This is a genomic window from Nonomuraea sp. NPDC050310 (assembly GCF_040655795.1).
GTDB lineage: Bacteria > Actinomycetota > Actinomycetes > Streptosporangiales > Streptosporangiaceae > Nonomuraea.
The window spans coordinates 70,499-86,087 of record NZ_JBFAKP010000017.1 but is presented as its reverse complement, the minus strand read 5'-3'; the positions used below and the strand labels follow the sequence as shown (position 1 = coordinate 86,087).

Here is a 15,589-nt window from a genome sequence, read left to right as displayed (position 1 = left end):
ACGTACTGGAGACAAACATCGTGAGTTGGTTCACCGACGCCCGGTTCGGGCTCTTCGTCCACTGGGGCATCTACGCCGCCGCGGCCCGGCACGAGTGGGTCAAGTCCTACGAGCGCCTCAGCGACGAGCACTACCAGCGCTACTTCGACCACTTCGACCCCGACCTGTACGACCCGGAACGCTGGGCCGACCAGGCCGTCAGAGCGGGCATGAAGTACATGGTCGTGACGACCAAGCACCACGACGGCTTCTGCCTGTGGGACAGCGCGCTCACCGACTACAAGGCCAGGACCGACCTGCTGGCCCCCATGCTGGACGCCTTCCGGGCGCGGGGCCTGCGGGTGGGGCTGTACTACTCGCTGCTCGACTGGCACCACCCCGACTTCCCCAACGACCTCTACCACCCGCAGCGGGAGGAGGACCTCGGCGAGCGCGACGTCCAGAAATACGCCGACTACCTGCACGGTCAGGTCCGCGAGCTGCTGACCGGCTACGGCCGGATCGACACCATGTGGTTTGACTTCTCCTACGCCGGGCGCGGCTTCGGTGCCAAGGGGCCGCAGGAATGGCGCTCGGAAGAGCTGGAGAAGCTGGTCAGGGAACTGCAGCCGGACATCCTGCTCAACAACCGGCTGGGCCTGGGCCGGGGCGACTTCAGCACCCCCGAGCAGGTCATCCCGCCGGGCGGCCTGCCCGGCGCCGGGCTGTGGGAGGCGTGCCAGACGCTCAACGGGAGCTGGGGCTACCACCGCGACAACCTGGCGTGGAAGCCGGTCGAGCTGCTGATCGGCATGCTGGTGGACACCGTGTCCAAGGGCGGCAACATGCTGCTCAACGTCGGGCCCAACGCCCGCGGCGAGTTCGAGCCGCGCGCGGTCGAGCGCCTCGATGGGATCGCCGAGTGGATGCGGCTGCACGGCCGCGCCATCCACGGGGCCGGGGCCTCGCCGTACACGCCGCCGCAGGACTGCCGTTACACGCAGCGGGGCGACCGGCTCTACCTGCACCTGCTGGCCTGGCCGCTGAAGCACCTGTTCCTGCCCGGCCTGGCGGGCAAGGTGCGCTACGCCCAGTTGCTGAACGACGCCTCCGAAGTGCCGATCGTGACGATCGACCCGAAGGAGCCTTTCCACCACTATCTGAAGGGAGTGCCGGAGGACACGCTCGTCCTGGAGCTGCCCGCCGTCCGGCCCGAGGTGACCGTCCCCGTGATCGAGATGTTCCTGACATGAGCGACCTGAGAATCGGCGTGATCGGCTACGGCCTGCGCGGCACGCTGGCCAAGCTCGCGCACCGGCCCGGCGAGGGCTCCCGCGTGGTCGGCGTCGCCGAGCTCGACCCGGACCTGCGGGCGGCCGCGGCGGCCGCGTTCGGCGCGAAGCCGTACGAGGACTGGCGGCACCTGATCGGCGAGGTCGACGCCGCCCTCGTCCTCACGCCGGACGGCACCCACGCCGACATCGCCGGCGAGCTGCTGCGCGCCGGCGTGCCCGCCTTCGTGGAGAAGCCGCTCGACATCAGCCTGGAGCGGTGCGACGAGCTGCTGCGCACCGCCCGGGAGAGCGGCACCCGGCTCTACGTGGGGCACAACATGCGGCACATGCCGGCCGTCCGGCTGATGCGCGAGCTCATCGGGCAAGGCGCCATCGGGCAGGTGCGGACGATCTGGGTGCGCCACTTCGTCGGGCACGGCGGCGACTTCTACTTCAAGGACTGGCACGCCGACCGCACCCAGGTCGGCGGCCTGCTCCTGCAGAAGGCCGCGCACGACCTGGACGTCGTGCACTGGCTGGCCGGCGGCTACACCACCCGCGTGCAGGCCTTCGGTGACCTGATGGTCTACGGGGACCTGCCGCGCCGCGAGCCCGGCACCCGCAAGGAAGGCGACTGGTACGCGCCGGCCGCCAACTGGCCGCCCCTGGCCCAGCGCGGGCTCAACCCGGTGGTCGACGTCGAGGACGTCTCGGTCATGAACATGGTCCTGGACAACGGCGTCATCGCCGCCTACCAGCAGTGCCACTTCACCCCGGACTACTGGCGCAACTACACCGTCATCGGCGACGCCGGCCGCCTGGAGAACTTCGGCGACGGGCCCGGCGGCGTGGTCAAGGTCTGGAACGCCCGCCGCTCCGGCTACCGCCCCGAGGCCGACGCCGTCCACGAGATCCCCGCCGCCGAGGGCGGGCACGGCGGCGCCGACCCCAAGCTGCTCGCCGAGTTCTTCCGGTTCGTACGGCAAGGCGGCCGCACCGACACCTCGCCGGTCGCCGCCCGCATGGCCGTGGCCGCCGGCATCCGGGCCACCGAGTCGCTCCGCGCCGGCGGCACGCCCCTCGACGTGCCGCCCCTCGATCCTGACCTCACCGGCTGGTTCGAGGCCGGCCAGGTCAGCGCCCGATGAACGTCGGCTGCTCCTTGGCCAGGAAGGCGCGGGTGGCGTTGCGGTGGTCCTCCGTCGCCGCGCACGCGTCCTGGAGCTCGGCCTCCAGGGCGAGCGACTCCTCAAGGGTGTGCGTGGCGGCGTAGGCCAGGGCCCGGCGGGTGGCCGCGTAGGCCTTGGTCGGGCCCTGCGCCAGCCGTACCGCCAGCTCGCGGGCGGTCTTGGCCAGCTCGTCGGCGGGCACCACCCGGGTGACCAGGCCCAGCTCCAGCGCGCGGGCCGCGTCCAGCGGCTCGCCCAGGATCAGCAGCTCGGCCGCTCGCGCCGGGCCGACCAGGCGCTGGAGCGTCCAGGAGGCGCCGGAGTCGGGGGCCAGGCCGATCCCGGCGAAGGCCATGGCGAACTTGGCCTTGTCGGCCGCCACCCGCAGGTCGCAGGCGAAGGCGAGCGAGGCGCCCGCGCCCGCGGCCACGCCGTTGACCGCGGCGATCACCGGCTTGTCCATGGTGGTGATCAGCGTGATGATCGGGTTGTAGTGCTCCTGGACCGTCCCGGCCAGGCCGCGCCCGGCCTCCAGGTTCGCGGCGTGCTCGCGCAGGTCCTGGCCGGCGCAGAAGGCGCGGCCCGACCCGGTCAGGAGCACCGCCCTGACCTCCGGATCGGCGGCGGCCCGGCCCAGCGCCTCCAGCAGGGCGGTCTTCACCTCGGCGGTCAGCGAGTTCATGGCCTCGGGACGATCGAGGGTGATCGTCGCCACGTGCTCGGACACCTCGTAGGAAATCACTGCAGCTCCTCATCGACGAACGCGGCTGCGGCCGGCATCAGGCGGGCCGCCTCGTACTCGAAGTACGCCCGGGCCTTCTCCCCGGGCCAGCCGGCGGGCAGCAGCTCCGCGGGCAGGCCGGGGTCCCGGAAGAGAAAGTTGCGCCACCCGTGCACCAGCCGGCTGCGCGTGGCGAAGACCTCGTCACGGGTGGCGTCGAAGGGTAAGGAGCCGACCATCGTGACCGCGTCGGCCAGCCAGGTCTCGTACGCCTGCCCGATCCCGGCCAGATCCCAGGCCCGCGCGACCAGCTCGCGCGGATCGCCCTCCAGCACCGCCTCGAACCGGTCGTTGCGCACCCCGGCCAGCAGCCCGTCGAGCTCGCCGGAGGCCCGCGGCCCCACCCAGGTGGTCTCCGAGATCGGCGCGTAGCCCAGGAAGGCCAGGTCGGCGCGGAGCCGCTCGCGGCGGGCCCGGTCGCGCACCGGCTCGAAGACGATCAGGTGCCAGCGCCCCGACCAGGCGAGAGTTCCAGCTCGGTAAATTCTCAGCGCGGCCTCGTCGAGACGCGTCGCGCACTTGCGGGTGATCCCGTAGCCCGGCCCCTGAGGCAGCCGGACCGGCACCAGCCAGCCCTGCCTGACCATCCGCGAAACCGCGGTTCGCACGGCTGGAGCGGCGATCTCGAGCGGTGCCAGGAGCCGGACGAGCGCCGCCACCGTGGCCCGCCCGCCCCGTGGACGCAGGTGGTCCCCGTAGAGGTCGAACAGCGCGGCGCGAGCGTTCACGAGGACCAGTTTGGCCGCCCTGGCCACCGGCGACAACGCATCGGCGATGAGATCGTTACCCACCACGGCTCTCGATGCGGGAGAATAGGACATCACAGAAGACGTGAATGCGTCGGGCACCGACCCGGGTGGCCGGTACGGCCGGTCCGCGGTTGCCCCAGGCAGGAAGGGATGCGCGCATGGCGGCGATGAAGCCGCGGACCGGCGATGGTCCGCTCGAGGTCACCAAGGAAGGTCGCGGCATCGTCATGCGCGTTCCACTCGAGGGTGGTGGCCGGCTTGTCGTGGAGATCTCGGCAGACGAGGCCAAAGCGCTCGGTGAGGCGCTGAAGAGCGTCGTCGGCTGAGAAACACCCAGTTATGCCAATCGAGACCAGTGTTTCCGTCGCCGCCGAGCCGCCCGCCGGCGTCGAGTTGTTCGCGGTGCCGTACACCGCCGAGTTCGACGTCCCCGACCTGCCCCTTCCACCGGCCGAGCTGTTCGCGCTCTACGAGGCGAAGGGCGAGGCCGGCGAGGTGATCGAGATCCCCGTCGCACGAGCGTCCGGCCTCGGCCGGCTGCTCCTGTACGGGGTGGGCGACGCCTCACCGAAGGACCTGCGCAGAGCGGCTGCGGCACTGGTCAGAAAGGCGAAGGGCCGCCCGGCGCTCGCCGTGGTGGCCCCGGCCGGCGACCTGGCCGCGTTCACCGAGGCCGCACTGCTGGCCGCCTACTCCTTCCGCATCGGCGCGCCCGGCAAGCCGCCGGTCGCCGCCCTGACCATCGTCGGCGGGGACGAGCAGGCGGTACGGCGGGGCGAGATCGTGGCCCAGGCGGTCGCCCTCGCCCGTGACCTGTCCAACACGCCCGCCTCGGTGAAGAACCCGCAGTGGCTGGCCGAACGGGCCACCGAACTCGGCCTCCCGGCCCGGGTGTGGGACGAGGAAGCCCTCCAGTCCGGCGGTTTCGGCGGCATCGCCGCGGTAGGCCAGGGCTCGGCCAGCCCGCCCCGGCTGATCCAGCTCTCCTACGCGCCCGAAGGCGCCGAGCGGCACGTCGTGCTGGTCGGCAAGGGCATCACCTTCGACTCCGGCGGCCTGTCCATCAAGCCGACCGAGAACATGAAGACCCAGAAGACCGACATGGCCGGCGGCGCCGTCGTCATCGCGGTCATGAGCGCGCTCGCCCAGGTGGGGGCGCCGGTCCGGGTCACGGGACTGATCGCCGCGGCCGAGAACATGCCGTCGGGCACCGCCCAGCGGCCCTCCGACGTGATCACCATCTACGGCGGCAAGACGGTCGAGGTGCTCAACACCGACGCCGAGGGCCGCCTGGTCATGGCCGACGCGCTGGCCTACGCGGTCGCCGAGCTCGACCCCGACGTGATCGTGGACATCGCCACCCTCACCGGGGCCATCAGCGTCGCGCTCGGCCGCAACGTCGGCGCGGTCTTCGCCTCCGACGACGTCCTGGCCAAGGAACTCGTCGCCGCGGGCGAGGAGAGCGGCGACCGGCTGTGGCGGATGCCGCTGATCGACGACTACCGGCCCGCGCTGGAGTCGCCGATCGCGGACCTGGCCAACGTGGAGGCGGGTTCGGCCTTCAGCGCCGGGTCGATCACGGCCGCGCTGTTCCTGCGGGAGTTCACCGGGGGGCTGCCCTGGGCGCACCTGGACATCGCCGGGGTCGGGCGCAGCACCGTGGACGACGGGATCTTCGCCAAGGGGGCGACCGGGTTCGGCGTGCGGGTGCTGCTCGACTGGCTGACCACGCGCTAGACCGCGCCAAGCGTTCGGGCCGCTCGGTTCATCCGGGCGGCCCTGCCGTTTCCCGGGCCTCGGGCAGCCTGCCCAGTTCGGGCGGCTTGCCGTACTGGAACGGGTGGTCAGTCGGAGATCTTGAGCGCGGCGAGCAACCCGTCGCCCACCGGCAACATCACGGCCCGCAGCCGCTCGTCCGCCTGCACCAGCTTGCCCAGCTCGCGGACCGCCACGGTGTCGGGATCCCGCTGCGCCGGATCGGCCACGCGGTCGTGCCAGAGCGCGTTGTCGAAGGCGACGATCCCGCCCACCCGCAGCAGCCGCACGGACTCGGCGAGGTAGTCGGGATACTCGTGCTTGGCCGCGTCGGCGAAGACCAGGTCGTACCCACCGTCGGACAGGCGGGGCAGCACGTCGAGGGCCCGGCCGGTGATCAGCCGGATGCGGCTGCCGGAGAACCCCGCCTCGGCGAAGGCCTGCTTGGCCAGGCGCTGGTGCTCCAGCTCCAGGTCGACGCTGGTCAGCGTGCCGTCGTTGCGCATGCCGCGCAGGAGCCAGAGGCCCGACACGCCGCAGCCGGTGCCGATCTCGACGACCGACCGGGCGTTCACCGCGGCGGCGAGGAAGCTCAGCGCCGCGCCGCCGCCGGGGAGAATGGGCACCGCGCCCATTTCCGCGCCGCGCTGCCGGGCCGCGAGCAAAATCTCGTCTTCAGGACTGAACTGCTCTGCGTAGGCCCAACTTGCCGCCGTGGGACTGGTCATCTGCCTCCTCCCTCCCTTTCGTGCAATTAGTCACTGATCGCAGCCTAGGGGAGACGGGCCTGCTCGGGAACTCACGCGCCACCCAACGCGTTGCAGGTTTAAACGGGCTTTGCCGGTCCACAACGGCGGCAGTGCGCACGAAGGGACAAAACCAGGCACTATGGCGGTAGCGGTGGTCCCAGAGAGAGGAGTACTGGTGGACGCGAGCGACCACCAGGTGTCTGAGTGGACTCCTCCGACCTGGGAGGAGGTAGTGCGGACACACTCGGCGCGGGTGTATCGGCTGGCCTACCGGCTGACCGGCAACATCCACGACGCCGAGGACCTCACTCAGGAGGTCTTCGTCCGTGTCTTCAGGTCCCTGTCGAGTTACACGCCGGGCACTTTCGAGGGCTGGCTGCACAGGATCACCACCAACCTCTTCCTGGACCAGGCGCGGCGCAAGCAGCGCATCCGGTTCGAGGGGCTGGCCGACGACGCCGCCGAGCGGCTTCGCGGACGTGAGCCTTCGCCTGCCCAGGCCTTCGACGACGCGCATCTCGAGCCCGACATCCAGGCGGCGCTCGACGGCCTCGCCCCGGAGTTCCGGGCCGCGGTCGTGCTGTGTGACATCGAGGGCCTGTCGTATGAAGAGATCGCGGCCACGCTCGGCGTGAAGCTGGGCACGGTCCGCAGCCGGATTCACCGTGGCAGGGCACAGTTGCGGGAGGCGTTGGAGCATCGTGCGCCTCGGCAACTCTCATCTCAGTTCCCCCCGCCGCCTGGTACTCGTGGGGAGGAAGTCTGATATGTCGCATCTTGGAGAGAACGTATCCGCTCTGGTCGACGGCGAGCTCAATCACATGGAACGTGAGCGCGCCCTGGCACACCTGACCTTCTGTGCGGAATGCCGCCGGGAGGTGGAATCGATGCGGGCGCTGAAGTCGCGCCTGCGTTCGCTCGACGGGCCTGCCATGCCGGCCGACCTGACCATGTCCCTGCTGCTCATGGGCGAACCCGGTGGGCCCGTGCCGCCGAGGGAGCGCCCTTTCCCCCGGACCTTCGGCGGGGTTCCGCTCCCTGGGCCGCGCAGCATCGCGCCCTTGGACAACCGTCCCCGCCGCGACCCGTCCGGTTCCTCCGGCCCTGGGCGTAAGCGCCGGAGCACCTACGTCGCGGTCGGCGTCGTCTCCGCCGCGGTGGCCCTCGGCACCCTGTTCGTGTCCACGGCCAACCAGACCTCGGGTCCTCCTCCGACCACCGTGCACAAGACCAGCGTTCCTTAGGGGGCCCTGGCTTAGGCAACGGCCTCAGGGGCATACGATCGTGATTCGGTGCTTTACATCTCTCGTATGCCGCCCACGCCAGGATGGCGTGCGGCCGGACAAGGAGTAGTGAGGAACTAGATGACCGACGAGACGCGCCCCCCCTCCGAGGACGGACGCACGCCGTCGGACACCACTGAGCGGCTCGACCGGCCCGACTTCCGGCCCGCCGAGAGCTGGGGGGACCCCTCCGGGCGTCCTCCCACGGACACGGTGGTCTTCGGCGAGCAGTCCGGCGGCCCTACTTCCTCCACCGCCACCTCCACCGGTGGCTCCTCCCTCACGGACGGGTACGGCCCGCAGCCCGGCACCGGCGGCTACGCGCGCCCGGACGGCGGCGCCCCCAACGGCACCGCCACCTTCATGCCCCCGCCCGGCACCCACCCGACGGGAACCCATCCGACCGCCGGCCCCACGCCCGGCGGCCAGCCGACCGGGACGCACCCCACCGGCGGCCAGCCGACGGGGACCCACCCGGCCGGCGGCCACCCCAACGGCTACGCCAACGGCGGCGGCGCGCCCGGCTACGGCCCCGCCGCCCCCGGCTACGGCCCGGGCGCCTCGACCTCCGGCCACAGCACCAGCGGCCCCGGCGGCTTCGGCAGCCCCGGCGGCCCGGGTTCGCCCCCGCCCCCGCCGTTCCAAGCGTCCGGCATGGGCCCGGGCTGGGCCCCGCCCCCGAGCGGCGCTCACCCGGGCGGCACGGCCACCGCCCCCCGCCCCGGCACCAGCCTGGGCGTCGTCGTGGTGATCGCCGTCGTGGCCGCCATGCTCGCCGCCACCCTCGGCAGCGTCGGCACCTACCTGCTGACCCGGAACGACTCGGGCAACAACCCGTCCTACAGCCTCGGCCCCGTCCCCAGCGGCAGCACCGCCCGCCCGCCGGACTCGGTCGCCGGCGTGGCCTCACGGGTGCTACCCAGCGTCGTCTCGCTCGACGTCGGCAACGGCACGGGCACCGAGGCCGCCTCGGGCTCCGGCTTCCTGATCAAGGGCGGCTACGTGGTCACCAACAACCACGTCGTCGCCATGGCCGCCAAGGGCGGCGAGATCCGGATCAACTTCAACAACCGCAAGAGCACCTCGGCCCGCATCATCGGCCGCGACGCCGGTTCCGACCTCGCGGTGGTCAAGCCCGACGAGACCTTCGGCACCCCCGAGATCGTCCTCGGCAACTCCGACCAGGTCGTCGTGGGCGACCCCGTCATCGCCGTCGGCTCGCCGCTCGGCCTGAGCGGCACGGTCACCACCGGCATCGTCAGCTCGCTCAACCGCCCGGTCGTCGCCGGTCAGGAGACCGCCCAGCGTCCCGAGGACGTCGCCTACATCAGCGCCATCCAGACCGACGCCGCGATCAACCCCGGCAACTCCGGCGGGCCCCTGGTCAACGTCAACGGCGAGGTCGTCGGCGTCAACTCCGCCATCGCCACGCTGGGCCGCTCGCTCGGCGGCGAGAGCGGCAACATCGGCCTGGGCTTCGCCATCCCCAGCAACCAGGCGCGGCGCGTCGCCGAGGACATCATCAAGTACGGCAAGGCGAAGCGCCCCCGCATCGGCATCGTCCTGGACAACGACTACCGCGGCCAGGGCGTCAAGATCGCCAGCGCGCCGCAGGAGGGTCGCCAGCCGGTCGACGCCGCCGGCCCCGCAGGCAAGGCCGGGCTCAAGGCCGGGGACGTCATCCTGGAGATCGACGGCCTCCGCCTGGAGAACGGCAACGAGCTCATCGCCCTCATCCGCGCCAAGGCGCCCGGTTCCAAGGTGACCGTCAAGTACCAGCGTGACGGCCAGGAAGCCACGGCCACCCTGACCGTCATGGCCGAAGAGGAGCCGGTGGCCACCCCAAGCCCCTCATAACCTGCCTTACTCTGGAGTGGCTGGAATGTGAGGAGCTCAGGGTGTTCAATCTTGGCTGGTTCGAGATCGCGGCGCTGATCGTCATCGCGCTGCTGGTCTTCGGCCCGGAGAAGCTGCCGCAGGCGGCCGCTCAGGCGGGCAAGACCCTGCGCAATCTCCGCCGCATGGCGAACAACGCCCGTGACGACCTGAAGGCCGGGCTGGGGCCGGAGTTCTCCAACTTCGACCCCACCGACCTCAACCCGAAGAACTTCGTCCGCAAGCACCTCATGGACGACGCCGACGACTGGCAGACCTCCCCGGCCGCCGAGCCGGAGTACGTCCCCGCGCCCGTCGCCGCCCTCACCCACGAACTCCGCGCCGGCGAGATCCCCCCGTACGACCCCGAGTCCACCTGACCGAGGCTCCGGGATCGAACAGAAGATCGAGAGTTGCCAGCGATCTCCGAACTTGTTGTGCAAAGATTCGGCCATGGACGCGAACACCCTCCGAGCCGTCGCCGCCGAATGCCTCCAGCACCTCGACCTCCTGGCCGCCGGGCAGGGCCCGAAATGGGCCGGGACGCAGGTCCCCGGGATGGACTGGACGGTGTCCGGGGTCGTGGCCCACATGGGCGACTGCCTGATGTGGTACTCCACCGACCTCGTGGCGGGCGACAAGGAGCTGAGCACGCTGGAGGTGCGCGTACGCCCGGAGTCCGAGCCGGAGGACCTGGTGGCCTCGGTGCGGGCCCTGGCGACCGTCCTGGCGTACGTGGTGGAGGGGTCGCCCGCTGAGGCGCGTGGCTGGCATCCGTGGGGCCGGGCGGACGTGTCCGGGTTCGCGGGCATGGCCTGCGACGAGTTGCTCGTGCACACCGCGGACGCCGGGGGCGCGCTGGGCGTGCCGTTCGTGCCGTCGGCGGAGGTGGCCACGGCGGTGTTGCGCCGGATGTTCCCGTGGGCGCCCGAGGACACCGATCCCTGGACGACGCTGCTGTGGGCCAACGGCCGGGCGGACCTGCCCGGTCAGGAGCGCCAGGTGGGCTGGCAGTGGCACTGCGCCCCGCTGGCCGAATGGGACGGGACCAATCCCGCCTTCCCCTGACCCGCAACGCCGTACGGCCACGCCCCTAGGGAGGCGTGGCCGTACGAGAAGAGAGCAGGTCAGCCGCGGTTGGGCGCGAGCCCGAGCTGCATGCCCTTCAGGCTGCTCGACCGCTTGGACAGCGTGGCCGCGATCTTCCGCAGTTCGGCCGCGCCGGGCGAGTCGGGGTCGGTGAGGACGAGCGGCTTGCCCTCGTCGCCGCCCTCGCGCAGGCGCAGGTCGATGGGCACCTGGCCGAGCAGGGGCACCCGGGAGCCGAGGATGCGGGTCAGGGCGTCGGCCACGGTCTGGCCGCCGCCCTCGCCGAAGACGTGCACCCGCTCGTCGCAGTGCGGGCAGGGCAGCCACGACATGTTCTCGATGACACCGGCGATCTGCTGGTGGGTCTGCGCGGCGATGGAGCCGGCCCGCTCGGCGACCTCGGCGGCGGCCATCTGCGGGGTGGTGACGACGAGGATCTCGGCGCCGGGCAGCCGCTGGGCCACGGAGATGGCGATGTCGCCGGTGCCGGGCGGCAGGTCGAGGAGCAGGACGTCGAGGTCGCCCCAGTAGACGTCGGCGAGGAACTGGTGCAGCGCCCGGTCGAGCATGGGGCCGCGCCAGACGACGGGGGTGTTGCCGTCGGGCTTGAACATGCCGACCGAGATGACCTTGATGTCATGCGCCACCGGCGGCATGATCATGTCCTCGACCTTGGTCGGCCGCTCGCTCGCGCCGAGCATGCGCGGGATGCTGTGGCCGTAGATGTCGGCGTCGACGATGCCGACCTTCATGCCCTGGGCCGCCATCGCCGCGGCGAGGTTGACCGTCACGGAGGACTTGCCGACGCCGCCCTTGCCGCTGGCGACCGCGAAGACGCGGGTCAGCGAGCCGGGCTGGTTGAAGGGGATCTCCTTCTCGGGTGCGCGGTCGCCGCGCAGCTTGGTCTGGAGCGCCTTGCGCTGCTCCTGGCTCATCACGTCCATGGCCACGCGCACGCTGGTGACGCCGTCGATCTTGGAGACGGCGTTGGTCACGTCGCGGGTGATGGTGTCCTTCAGCGGGCAGCCCGACACGGTCAGGAAGATGCCCACGACGACCTCGCCCGTGGGGGAGATGTCGATGCTCTTGACCATGTCGAGGTCGGTGATGGGCCGACGGATCTCGGGGTCGTTCACGGTCGCGAGGGCGGCCGTCACCTGCTCTGGGGTAGGTGCCATGGAAGCTCGGCACTCCTTGTCGCTGATATGGATGGGCGGCGCACTAGATGCACACGCAACGTTCTAAGGTTACTGCGTGCTCCTGACCTCCGAGGAACTCGCCGTCTGGCGGATGTTGCAGCGGGCCCAGGTACGGATCGCCACCAGGCTGGAGGCGGACCTGCTCCGGGCGCACGACCTGGCGTTGCCCTGCTACGAGGTGCTGGCCAGACTCGCCGAGGCGCCCGGCCGGCGGCTGCGGATGAACGACCTGGCGCACCAGGTGTTGCTGTCGCGGAGCGGGCTCACCCGGCTGATCGACCGGCTGCAGCGGGACGGGCTGGTGTCGCGGGAGGCGTGCGAGAGCGACGCCCGTGGCCTGTTCGCCGTGCTCACCGACGCCGGGCAGGCCCGGCTGGAGCAGGCCAGGCCGACCTACCAGGGCGCGATCCGCGAGCACTTCCTGGGGCCGCTGGGCGAGGAGGACGTGCAGTCCTGCCGGCGGCTGCTGGCCAAGCTGGGGGTTGTGTGACCGGGAAGTCTCATGTCAGTATCAAAAGTACTGAATGGTGATTACCCCCCTTGGTGGTGTTCGATGCGGTACGCCGGACTCTTGCTGGCCCTGATCTCCTCATGGTGTTTCGCCTTCTCCGGGCCGATGGCGAAGTTCCTGAACGCCGCCGGACTGGCGCCGCTCGAATCGGTCTGGCTGCGCATGGCGGGCGCGGGGGTGCTGATGGTCGCCCTCCTGGCCCTCTTCCGGCCCGCCGCGTTGCGCATCCCGCGGGACAAGCTGGGGTTCTTCGCCGCCTACGCGCTGGTCGCGGTCGCCGGCGTGCAGGCTCTGTACTTCGTGGCGATCACCAGGCTGCCGGTGGGCGTGGCTCTGCTGCTGGAGTTCACCGCGCCGGTGATGGTCGTGCTCTGGGTGCGCTTCGTCCGGCGGGTACGGCTGCCGCGGGTGGCCTACGCCGGGGCGCTGGTCGCCTTCGTCGGCCTCGCGATCGTGACCGAGTTCTGGGCCGGCATGCGCCTCGACCTGATCGGCGTGCTGCTCGGCCTGGCCGCCGGAGCGTGCTGCGCGGCCTACTTCCTGCTCAGCGACAGCTTCGGCGAGGACGTGGACCCGCTGGGCCTGGTCGCCTGGGGCATGCTCGGCGCCTCGCTCCTGCTGGTGCCGTTCGCGCAGCCCTGGAGCCTGCCGTGGACGGCGCTCGGCGAGCAGGTCACGCTCGGCGGCAACACGCTGCCGGCCTGGGGCGCGTACGCCTGGATGATCGTCGTGGCCACGGCCGTCGCCTACTGCCTGGGGGTCAACGCGGTGCGGCGGCTGTCGGCCGCGGTGGGCGCCACGGTGGCCACCCTGGAGGTGATCTTCGGGGCGATCGTCGCGTGGTTCCTGCTCGGCCAGCAGCTCACCAGGTTCCAGGTGATCGGTGGGCTCATCGTGCTGAGCGGCGCGCTGCTGGCCCAGTTGGCCTCGGCGCGACCGGCCGCGCCGAAGGCGGAGGTGCGGGAGCCCGTCCTCACCCGGTGAGCGGGCGGAGCTTCACGACCGTCGCGGTCCGGGCCCAGCGCTCGGTGATCGCGGCGCCGTCTGGGGCGTTGAGCCGGTCCTTGGCCAGCGCGGCGACCGCCTCCGGCTCGGCGGCCTGGTCGACCACCTCGACCGACGCCTCGAAGGCCACCAGCCGGGCCCCGTTGTCCTTGCTGCGCAGCGTGATCTCGACCCGGTCGAGCCCCGCCAGGCCGGGCAGGTCCTGCTCGCCCTCGCCGGTGACCACGTAGACCGCGCCGTCGTGCCAGGTGTGCCAGGCCAGCCGGGGCCGGTCGAGCCCGAGCCAGAGCACGCCCGACTTCTTGGCGCCTTCCTCGATGACCGTCACGTCTGCACTGTAACCCGGTAGCGGATCATCGGCCCGAGCAGTCCGGCCACCTTCTCGAAGGGGGCCATGCCGAGCCGTTCGACCACCGCGAGCGAGGCGGTGTTGCCCTCGTCCACCTCGGCCAGCACCTCCGGCAGGCCCATCGGCCCGAGGGCGTGCTCGATGACCGCGCGGGCCGCCTCGGTGGCGTAGCCGCGGCCCCAGACCTCGGGGGCGAGGCTGTAGTAGACCTCCGGGCCGAGTTCCTCCAGCGGCCGCAGCCCGGCCACGCCGATCGCCGTGCCGCCGGCGACGATCACCCACAGCGGGCTGTGCCCGTCGGCGATGACCTCCTCGATCTCCGCCGTGTCGGGCGCCTCGCCGTCGAAGAGGAAGCGCCGCACGTCGGGTGCGGTCCAGTGGGCCGCCAGCCAGGCGAGGTCGCCGGCCCCGACGGGGCGGAGGGTCAGCCGGGGGGTGCGCAGGACTTCGGTCACACCGCGACAGCCTAGCCATCCGGCCGATCTCTGACTAAGGTCAGATAAGTGGACGCGACACTGGTGGACCGGGTACGCCGCTTCAACCGCACGGTGACACAGCGGGCCGGCGCGCTCGAAGACGCCTTCCTCTCCCTGGGCCGCCCGCTCGGGCAGGCCAGGCTGCTGTGGGAGATCGGCCCGGGCGGAGCCGACCTGCGCGAGCTGCGCGCCCGCCTCGAACTCGACTCCGGATACCTCTCCCGGCTGCTGCGCGCGCTGGAGGCCGAAGGGCTGGTCACCGTCGACGCCCGCGCCGGCGACGGCCGGGTGCGCACCGCCCGGCTCACCGAAGCCGGCCTCGCCGCCCGCGACGAGCTCGACCGCCGCTCCGACGACCTGGCCGCGTCCATCCTGCTCCCGCTCGACGAGCGGCAACGCGAGCGCCTGGTCAGCGCCATGGCCGAGGTCGAACGGCTGCTGACCGCCTCGACGGTGCGCTTCGAGGTGCTCGACCCGGCCCACCCCGACGCCCGGCGCTGCCTGGCGGCCTACTACGCCGAGATCGGCGACCGCTTCGAGCACGGCTTCGAGCTCGCCAGGGCCCGGCAGGTGCGGGACGAGGACGTCACCCCGCCCGCCGGGCTCCTGCTCGTCGCGATGGTGCACGGCGAACCGGTCGGCTGCGGCGCGCTCAAGCTCTCCGGCCTGCCGTACGCGGAGATCAAGCGCATGTGGGTCTCCCCGGCCGTGCGCGGGCTGGGGCTGGGCCGGCGCTTCCTGGCCGAGCTGGAGGACCGCGCGGCGGCGGCCGGGGCCAAAGCCGTGCGGCTCGACACCAACCGGAGCCTGACCGAGGCGATCAGCCTCTACCACCGGACCGGCTACCACGAGGTGCCCGCCTTCAACGACGAGCCCTACGCCCACCACTGGTTCGAGAAGCCGCTCGGCTAGTGCACGGCGTGGCGGGCGGGGTACCACTCCTCGCCCACCGGCTCCCCGGCCATGTTCCAGCTCCACGACTCGGTCGGGGTGATGCGCAGGTAGTGGCCGGGCCCGACCATGCCCACGCGCTCCACCGGGCCGTCGGCCACGCCGTACACGCGGATGCCGCGGGCGACGAACGGCTCCATGCTCACCAGGTCGTCGAAGACCAGCGCCACTTTGGTACGGCCGGCCGCGACGTTGCGCACCTTGCGGGTCTTGAGCACGGTCGGCCCGCCGCCCACCCAGAAGCAGGCGCCGTCGAACTCGGCGGCCAGAGGCACGACATCGGGCTGCTCGTCCGGACCGAGCGTCGCCAGCCGGGCGAGCGGACGGGACTTGAGGTACTCGAGCTCTTCGGAAGTGAATGCCATGCCTGCCATCCTGCCCGCGAATGGCCGCCA

Annotated in this window: 19 protein-coding genes and 1 pseudogene; 13 read left to right on the top strand and 7 right to left on the bottom strand. The window is 71.7% G+C overall.

Annotated elements, in window-relative coordinates; all coding sequences use genetic code 11:
* Window positions 1-5: 5 nt before the first annotated feature.
* Both AB0I67_RS31080 and AB0I67_RS31075 read left to right on the top strand, forming a co-directional pair.
* Window positions 6-1,232, top strand: coding sequence for an alpha-L-fucosidase (locus tag AB0I67_RS31080; RefSeq protein WP_357930835.1), 1,227 nt, complete (start codon window positions 6-8; stop codon window positions 1,230-1,232).
* Window positions 1,229-2,401, top strand: coding sequence for a Gfo/Idh/MocA family oxidoreductase (locus AB0I67_RS31075; RefSeq protein ID WP_357930619.1), 1,173 nt, complete (start codon window positions 1,229-1,231; stop codon window positions 2,399-2,401). Before AB0I67_RS31080 ends, AB0I67_RS31075 begins: the two co-directional genes overlap by 4 nt.
* On the opposite strand, the gene AB0I67_RS31070 is transcribed toward AB0I67_RS31075, so the two are convergent.
* Both AB0I67_RS31070 and AB0I67_RS31065 read right to left on the bottom strand, forming a co-directional pair.
* Window positions 2,388-3,164, bottom strand: a complete 777-nt coding sequence (locus tag AB0I67_RS31070; RefSeq protein WP_357930616.1) for an enoyl-CoA hydratase-related protein — start codon at window positions 3,162-3,164, stop codon at window positions 2,388-2,390. The genes AB0I67_RS31075 and AB0I67_RS31070 overlap by 14 nt on opposite strands.
* Window positions 3,161-3,994: a PaaX family transcriptional regulator C-terminal domain-containing protein gene (locus AB0I67_RS31065; RefSeq protein ID WP_357930613.1), complete on the bottom strand. Its 834-nt coding sequence runs from the start codon at window positions 3,992-3,994 to the stop codon at window positions 3,161-3,163. Before AB0I67_RS31065 ends, AB0I67_RS31070 begins: the two co-directional genes overlap by 4 nt.
* Before the next feature lie 116 nt (window positions 3,995-4,110).
* On the opposite strand from AB0I67_RS31065, the gene AB0I67_RS31060 reads away from it, so the two are divergent.
* Window positions 4,111-4,278 (top strand): DUF3117 domain-containing protein, encoded by a 168-nt coding sequence (locus tag AB0I67_RS31060; RefSeq protein WP_101788278.1) that lies wholly within the window; start codon window positions 4,111-4,113, stop codon window positions 4,276-4,278.
* A gap of 13 nt (window positions 4,279-4,291) precedes the next feature.
* A complete protein-coding gene (locus AB0I67_RS31055) occupies window positions 4,292-5,689 on the top strand; it encodes a leucyl aminopeptidase (RefSeq protein ID WP_357930610.1) in 1,398 nt (465 codons plus the stop codon).
* A gap of 107 nt (window positions 5,690-5,796) precedes the next feature.
* On the opposite strand, the gene AB0I67_RS31050 is transcribed toward AB0I67_RS31055, so the two are convergent.
* Window positions 5,797-6,435 (bottom strand): O-methyltransferase, encoded by a 639-nt coding sequence (locus AB0I67_RS31050; protein WP_357930607.1) that lies wholly within the window; start codon window positions 6,433-6,435, stop codon window positions 5,797-5,799.
* 160 nt (window positions 6,436-6,595) lie between these two features.
* Between AB0I67_RS31050 and sigE the strand changes: the two genes are divergently transcribed.
* From sigE to AB0I67_RS31020, 6 genes and pseudogenes are all read left to right on the top strand, one after another.
* Window positions 6,596-7,222, top strand: coding sequence for an RNA polymerase sigma factor SigE (gene sigE / locus AB0I67_RS31045; RefSeq protein ID WP_357930604.1), 627 nt, complete (start codon window positions 6,596-6,598; stop codon window positions 7,220-7,222).
* Window position 7,223: 1 nt separating this feature from the next.
* Window positions 7,224-7,316 (top strand): annotated as a pseudogene (locus AB0I67_RS31040) (zf-HC2 domain-containing protein); the annotation flags it as partial.
* 27 nt (window positions 7,317-7,343) lie between these two features.
* Window positions 7,344-7,700, top strand: coding sequence for a hypothetical protein (locus AB0I67_RS31035; protein WP_357930841.1), 357 nt, complete (start codon window positions 7,344-7,346; stop codon window positions 7,698-7,700).
* Window positions 7,701-7,820: 120 nt separating this feature from the next.
* On the top strand, window positions 7,821-9,596 hold the full coding sequence (locus AB0I67_RS31030; RefSeq protein ID WP_357930601.1) for a trypsin-like peptidase domain-containing protein: 1,776 nt from the start codon (window positions 7,821-7,823) through the stop codon (window positions 9,594-9,596).
* 41 nt (window positions 9,597-9,637) lie between these two features.
* Window positions 9,638-9,994 carry a sec-independent translocase gene (locus AB0I67_RS31025; protein WP_357930598.1) on the top strand — a complete coding sequence of 119 codons (357 nt, stop codon included), beginning with the start codon at window positions 9,638-9,640 and terminating at the stop codon, window positions 9,992-9,994.
* Window positions 9,995-10,067: 73 nt separating this feature from the next.
* On the top strand, window positions 10,068-10,682 hold the full coding sequence (locus AB0I67_RS31020) for a maleylpyruvate isomerase N-terminal domain-containing protein (protein ID WP_357930596.1): 615 nt from the start codon (window positions 10,068-10,070) through the stop codon (window positions 10,680-10,682).
* A gap of 59 nt (window positions 10,683-10,741) precedes the next feature.
* Here AB0I67_RS31020 and AB0I67_RS31015 read toward each other — a convergent pair whose 3' ends face one another.
* Window positions 10,742-11,881 (bottom strand): Mrp/NBP35 family ATP-binding protein, encoded by a 1,140-nt coding sequence (locus tag AB0I67_RS31015; RefSeq protein ID WP_357930593.1) that lies wholly within the window; start codon window positions 11,879-11,881, stop codon window positions 10,742-10,744.
* Between the two features lie 76 nt (window positions 11,882-11,957).
* Between AB0I67_RS31015 and AB0I67_RS31010 the strand changes: the two genes are divergently transcribed.
* Together AB0I67_RS31010 and AB0I67_RS31005 are read left to right on the top strand one after the other, a co-directional pair.
* On the top strand, window positions 11,958-12,392 hold the full coding sequence (locus AB0I67_RS31010; RefSeq protein ID WP_357930590.1) for a MarR family transcriptional regulator: 435 nt from the start codon (window positions 11,958-11,960) through the stop codon (window positions 12,390-12,392).
* Between the two features lie 63 nt (window positions 12,393-12,455).
* Window positions 12,456-13,397, top strand: coding sequence for an EamA family transporter (locus AB0I67_RS31005; protein ID WP_357930587.1), 942 nt, complete (start codon window positions 12,456-12,458; stop codon window positions 13,395-13,397).
* Here the strand turns inward: AB0I67_RS31005 and AB0I67_RS31000 are convergent.
* Window positions 13,387-13,746 carry a hypothetical protein gene (locus tag AB0I67_RS31000; RefSeq protein ID WP_357930584.1) on the bottom strand — a complete coding sequence of 120 codons (360 nt, stop codon included), beginning with the start codon at window positions 13,744-13,746 and terminating at the stop codon, window positions 13,387-13,389. The genes AB0I67_RS31005 and AB0I67_RS31000 overlap by 11 nt on opposite strands.
* The gene (locus AB0I67_RS30995) at window positions 13,743-14,222 is read right to left on the bottom strand and encodes a GNAT family N-acetyltransferase (protein ID WP_357930581.1); all 480 of its coding nucleotides are present in this window, start codon (window positions 14,220-14,222) and stop codon (window positions 13,743-13,745) included. The genes AB0I67_RS31000 and AB0I67_RS30995 overlap by 4 nt, the downstream gene beginning before the upstream one ends.
* Window positions 14,223-14,270: 48 nt before the next feature.
* Between AB0I67_RS30995 and AB0I67_RS30990 the strand changes: the two genes are divergently transcribed.
* Window positions 14,271-15,155: a helix-turn-helix domain-containing GNAT family N-acetyltransferase gene (locus AB0I67_RS30990; protein WP_357930578.1), complete on the top strand. Its 885-nt coding sequence runs from the start codon at window positions 14,271-14,273 to the stop codon at window positions 15,153-15,155.
* Here the strand turns inward: AB0I67_RS30990 and AB0I67_RS30985 are convergent.
* Window positions 15,152-15,559 carry a PPOX class F420-dependent oxidoreductase gene (locus tag AB0I67_RS30985; protein ID WP_357930576.1) on the bottom strand — a complete coding sequence of 136 codons (408 nt, stop codon included), beginning with the start codon at window positions 15,557-15,559 and terminating at the stop codon, window positions 15,152-15,154. The genes AB0I67_RS30990 and AB0I67_RS30985 overlap by 4 nt on opposite strands.
* Between the last annotated feature and the right edge of the window lie 30 nt (window positions 15,560-15,589).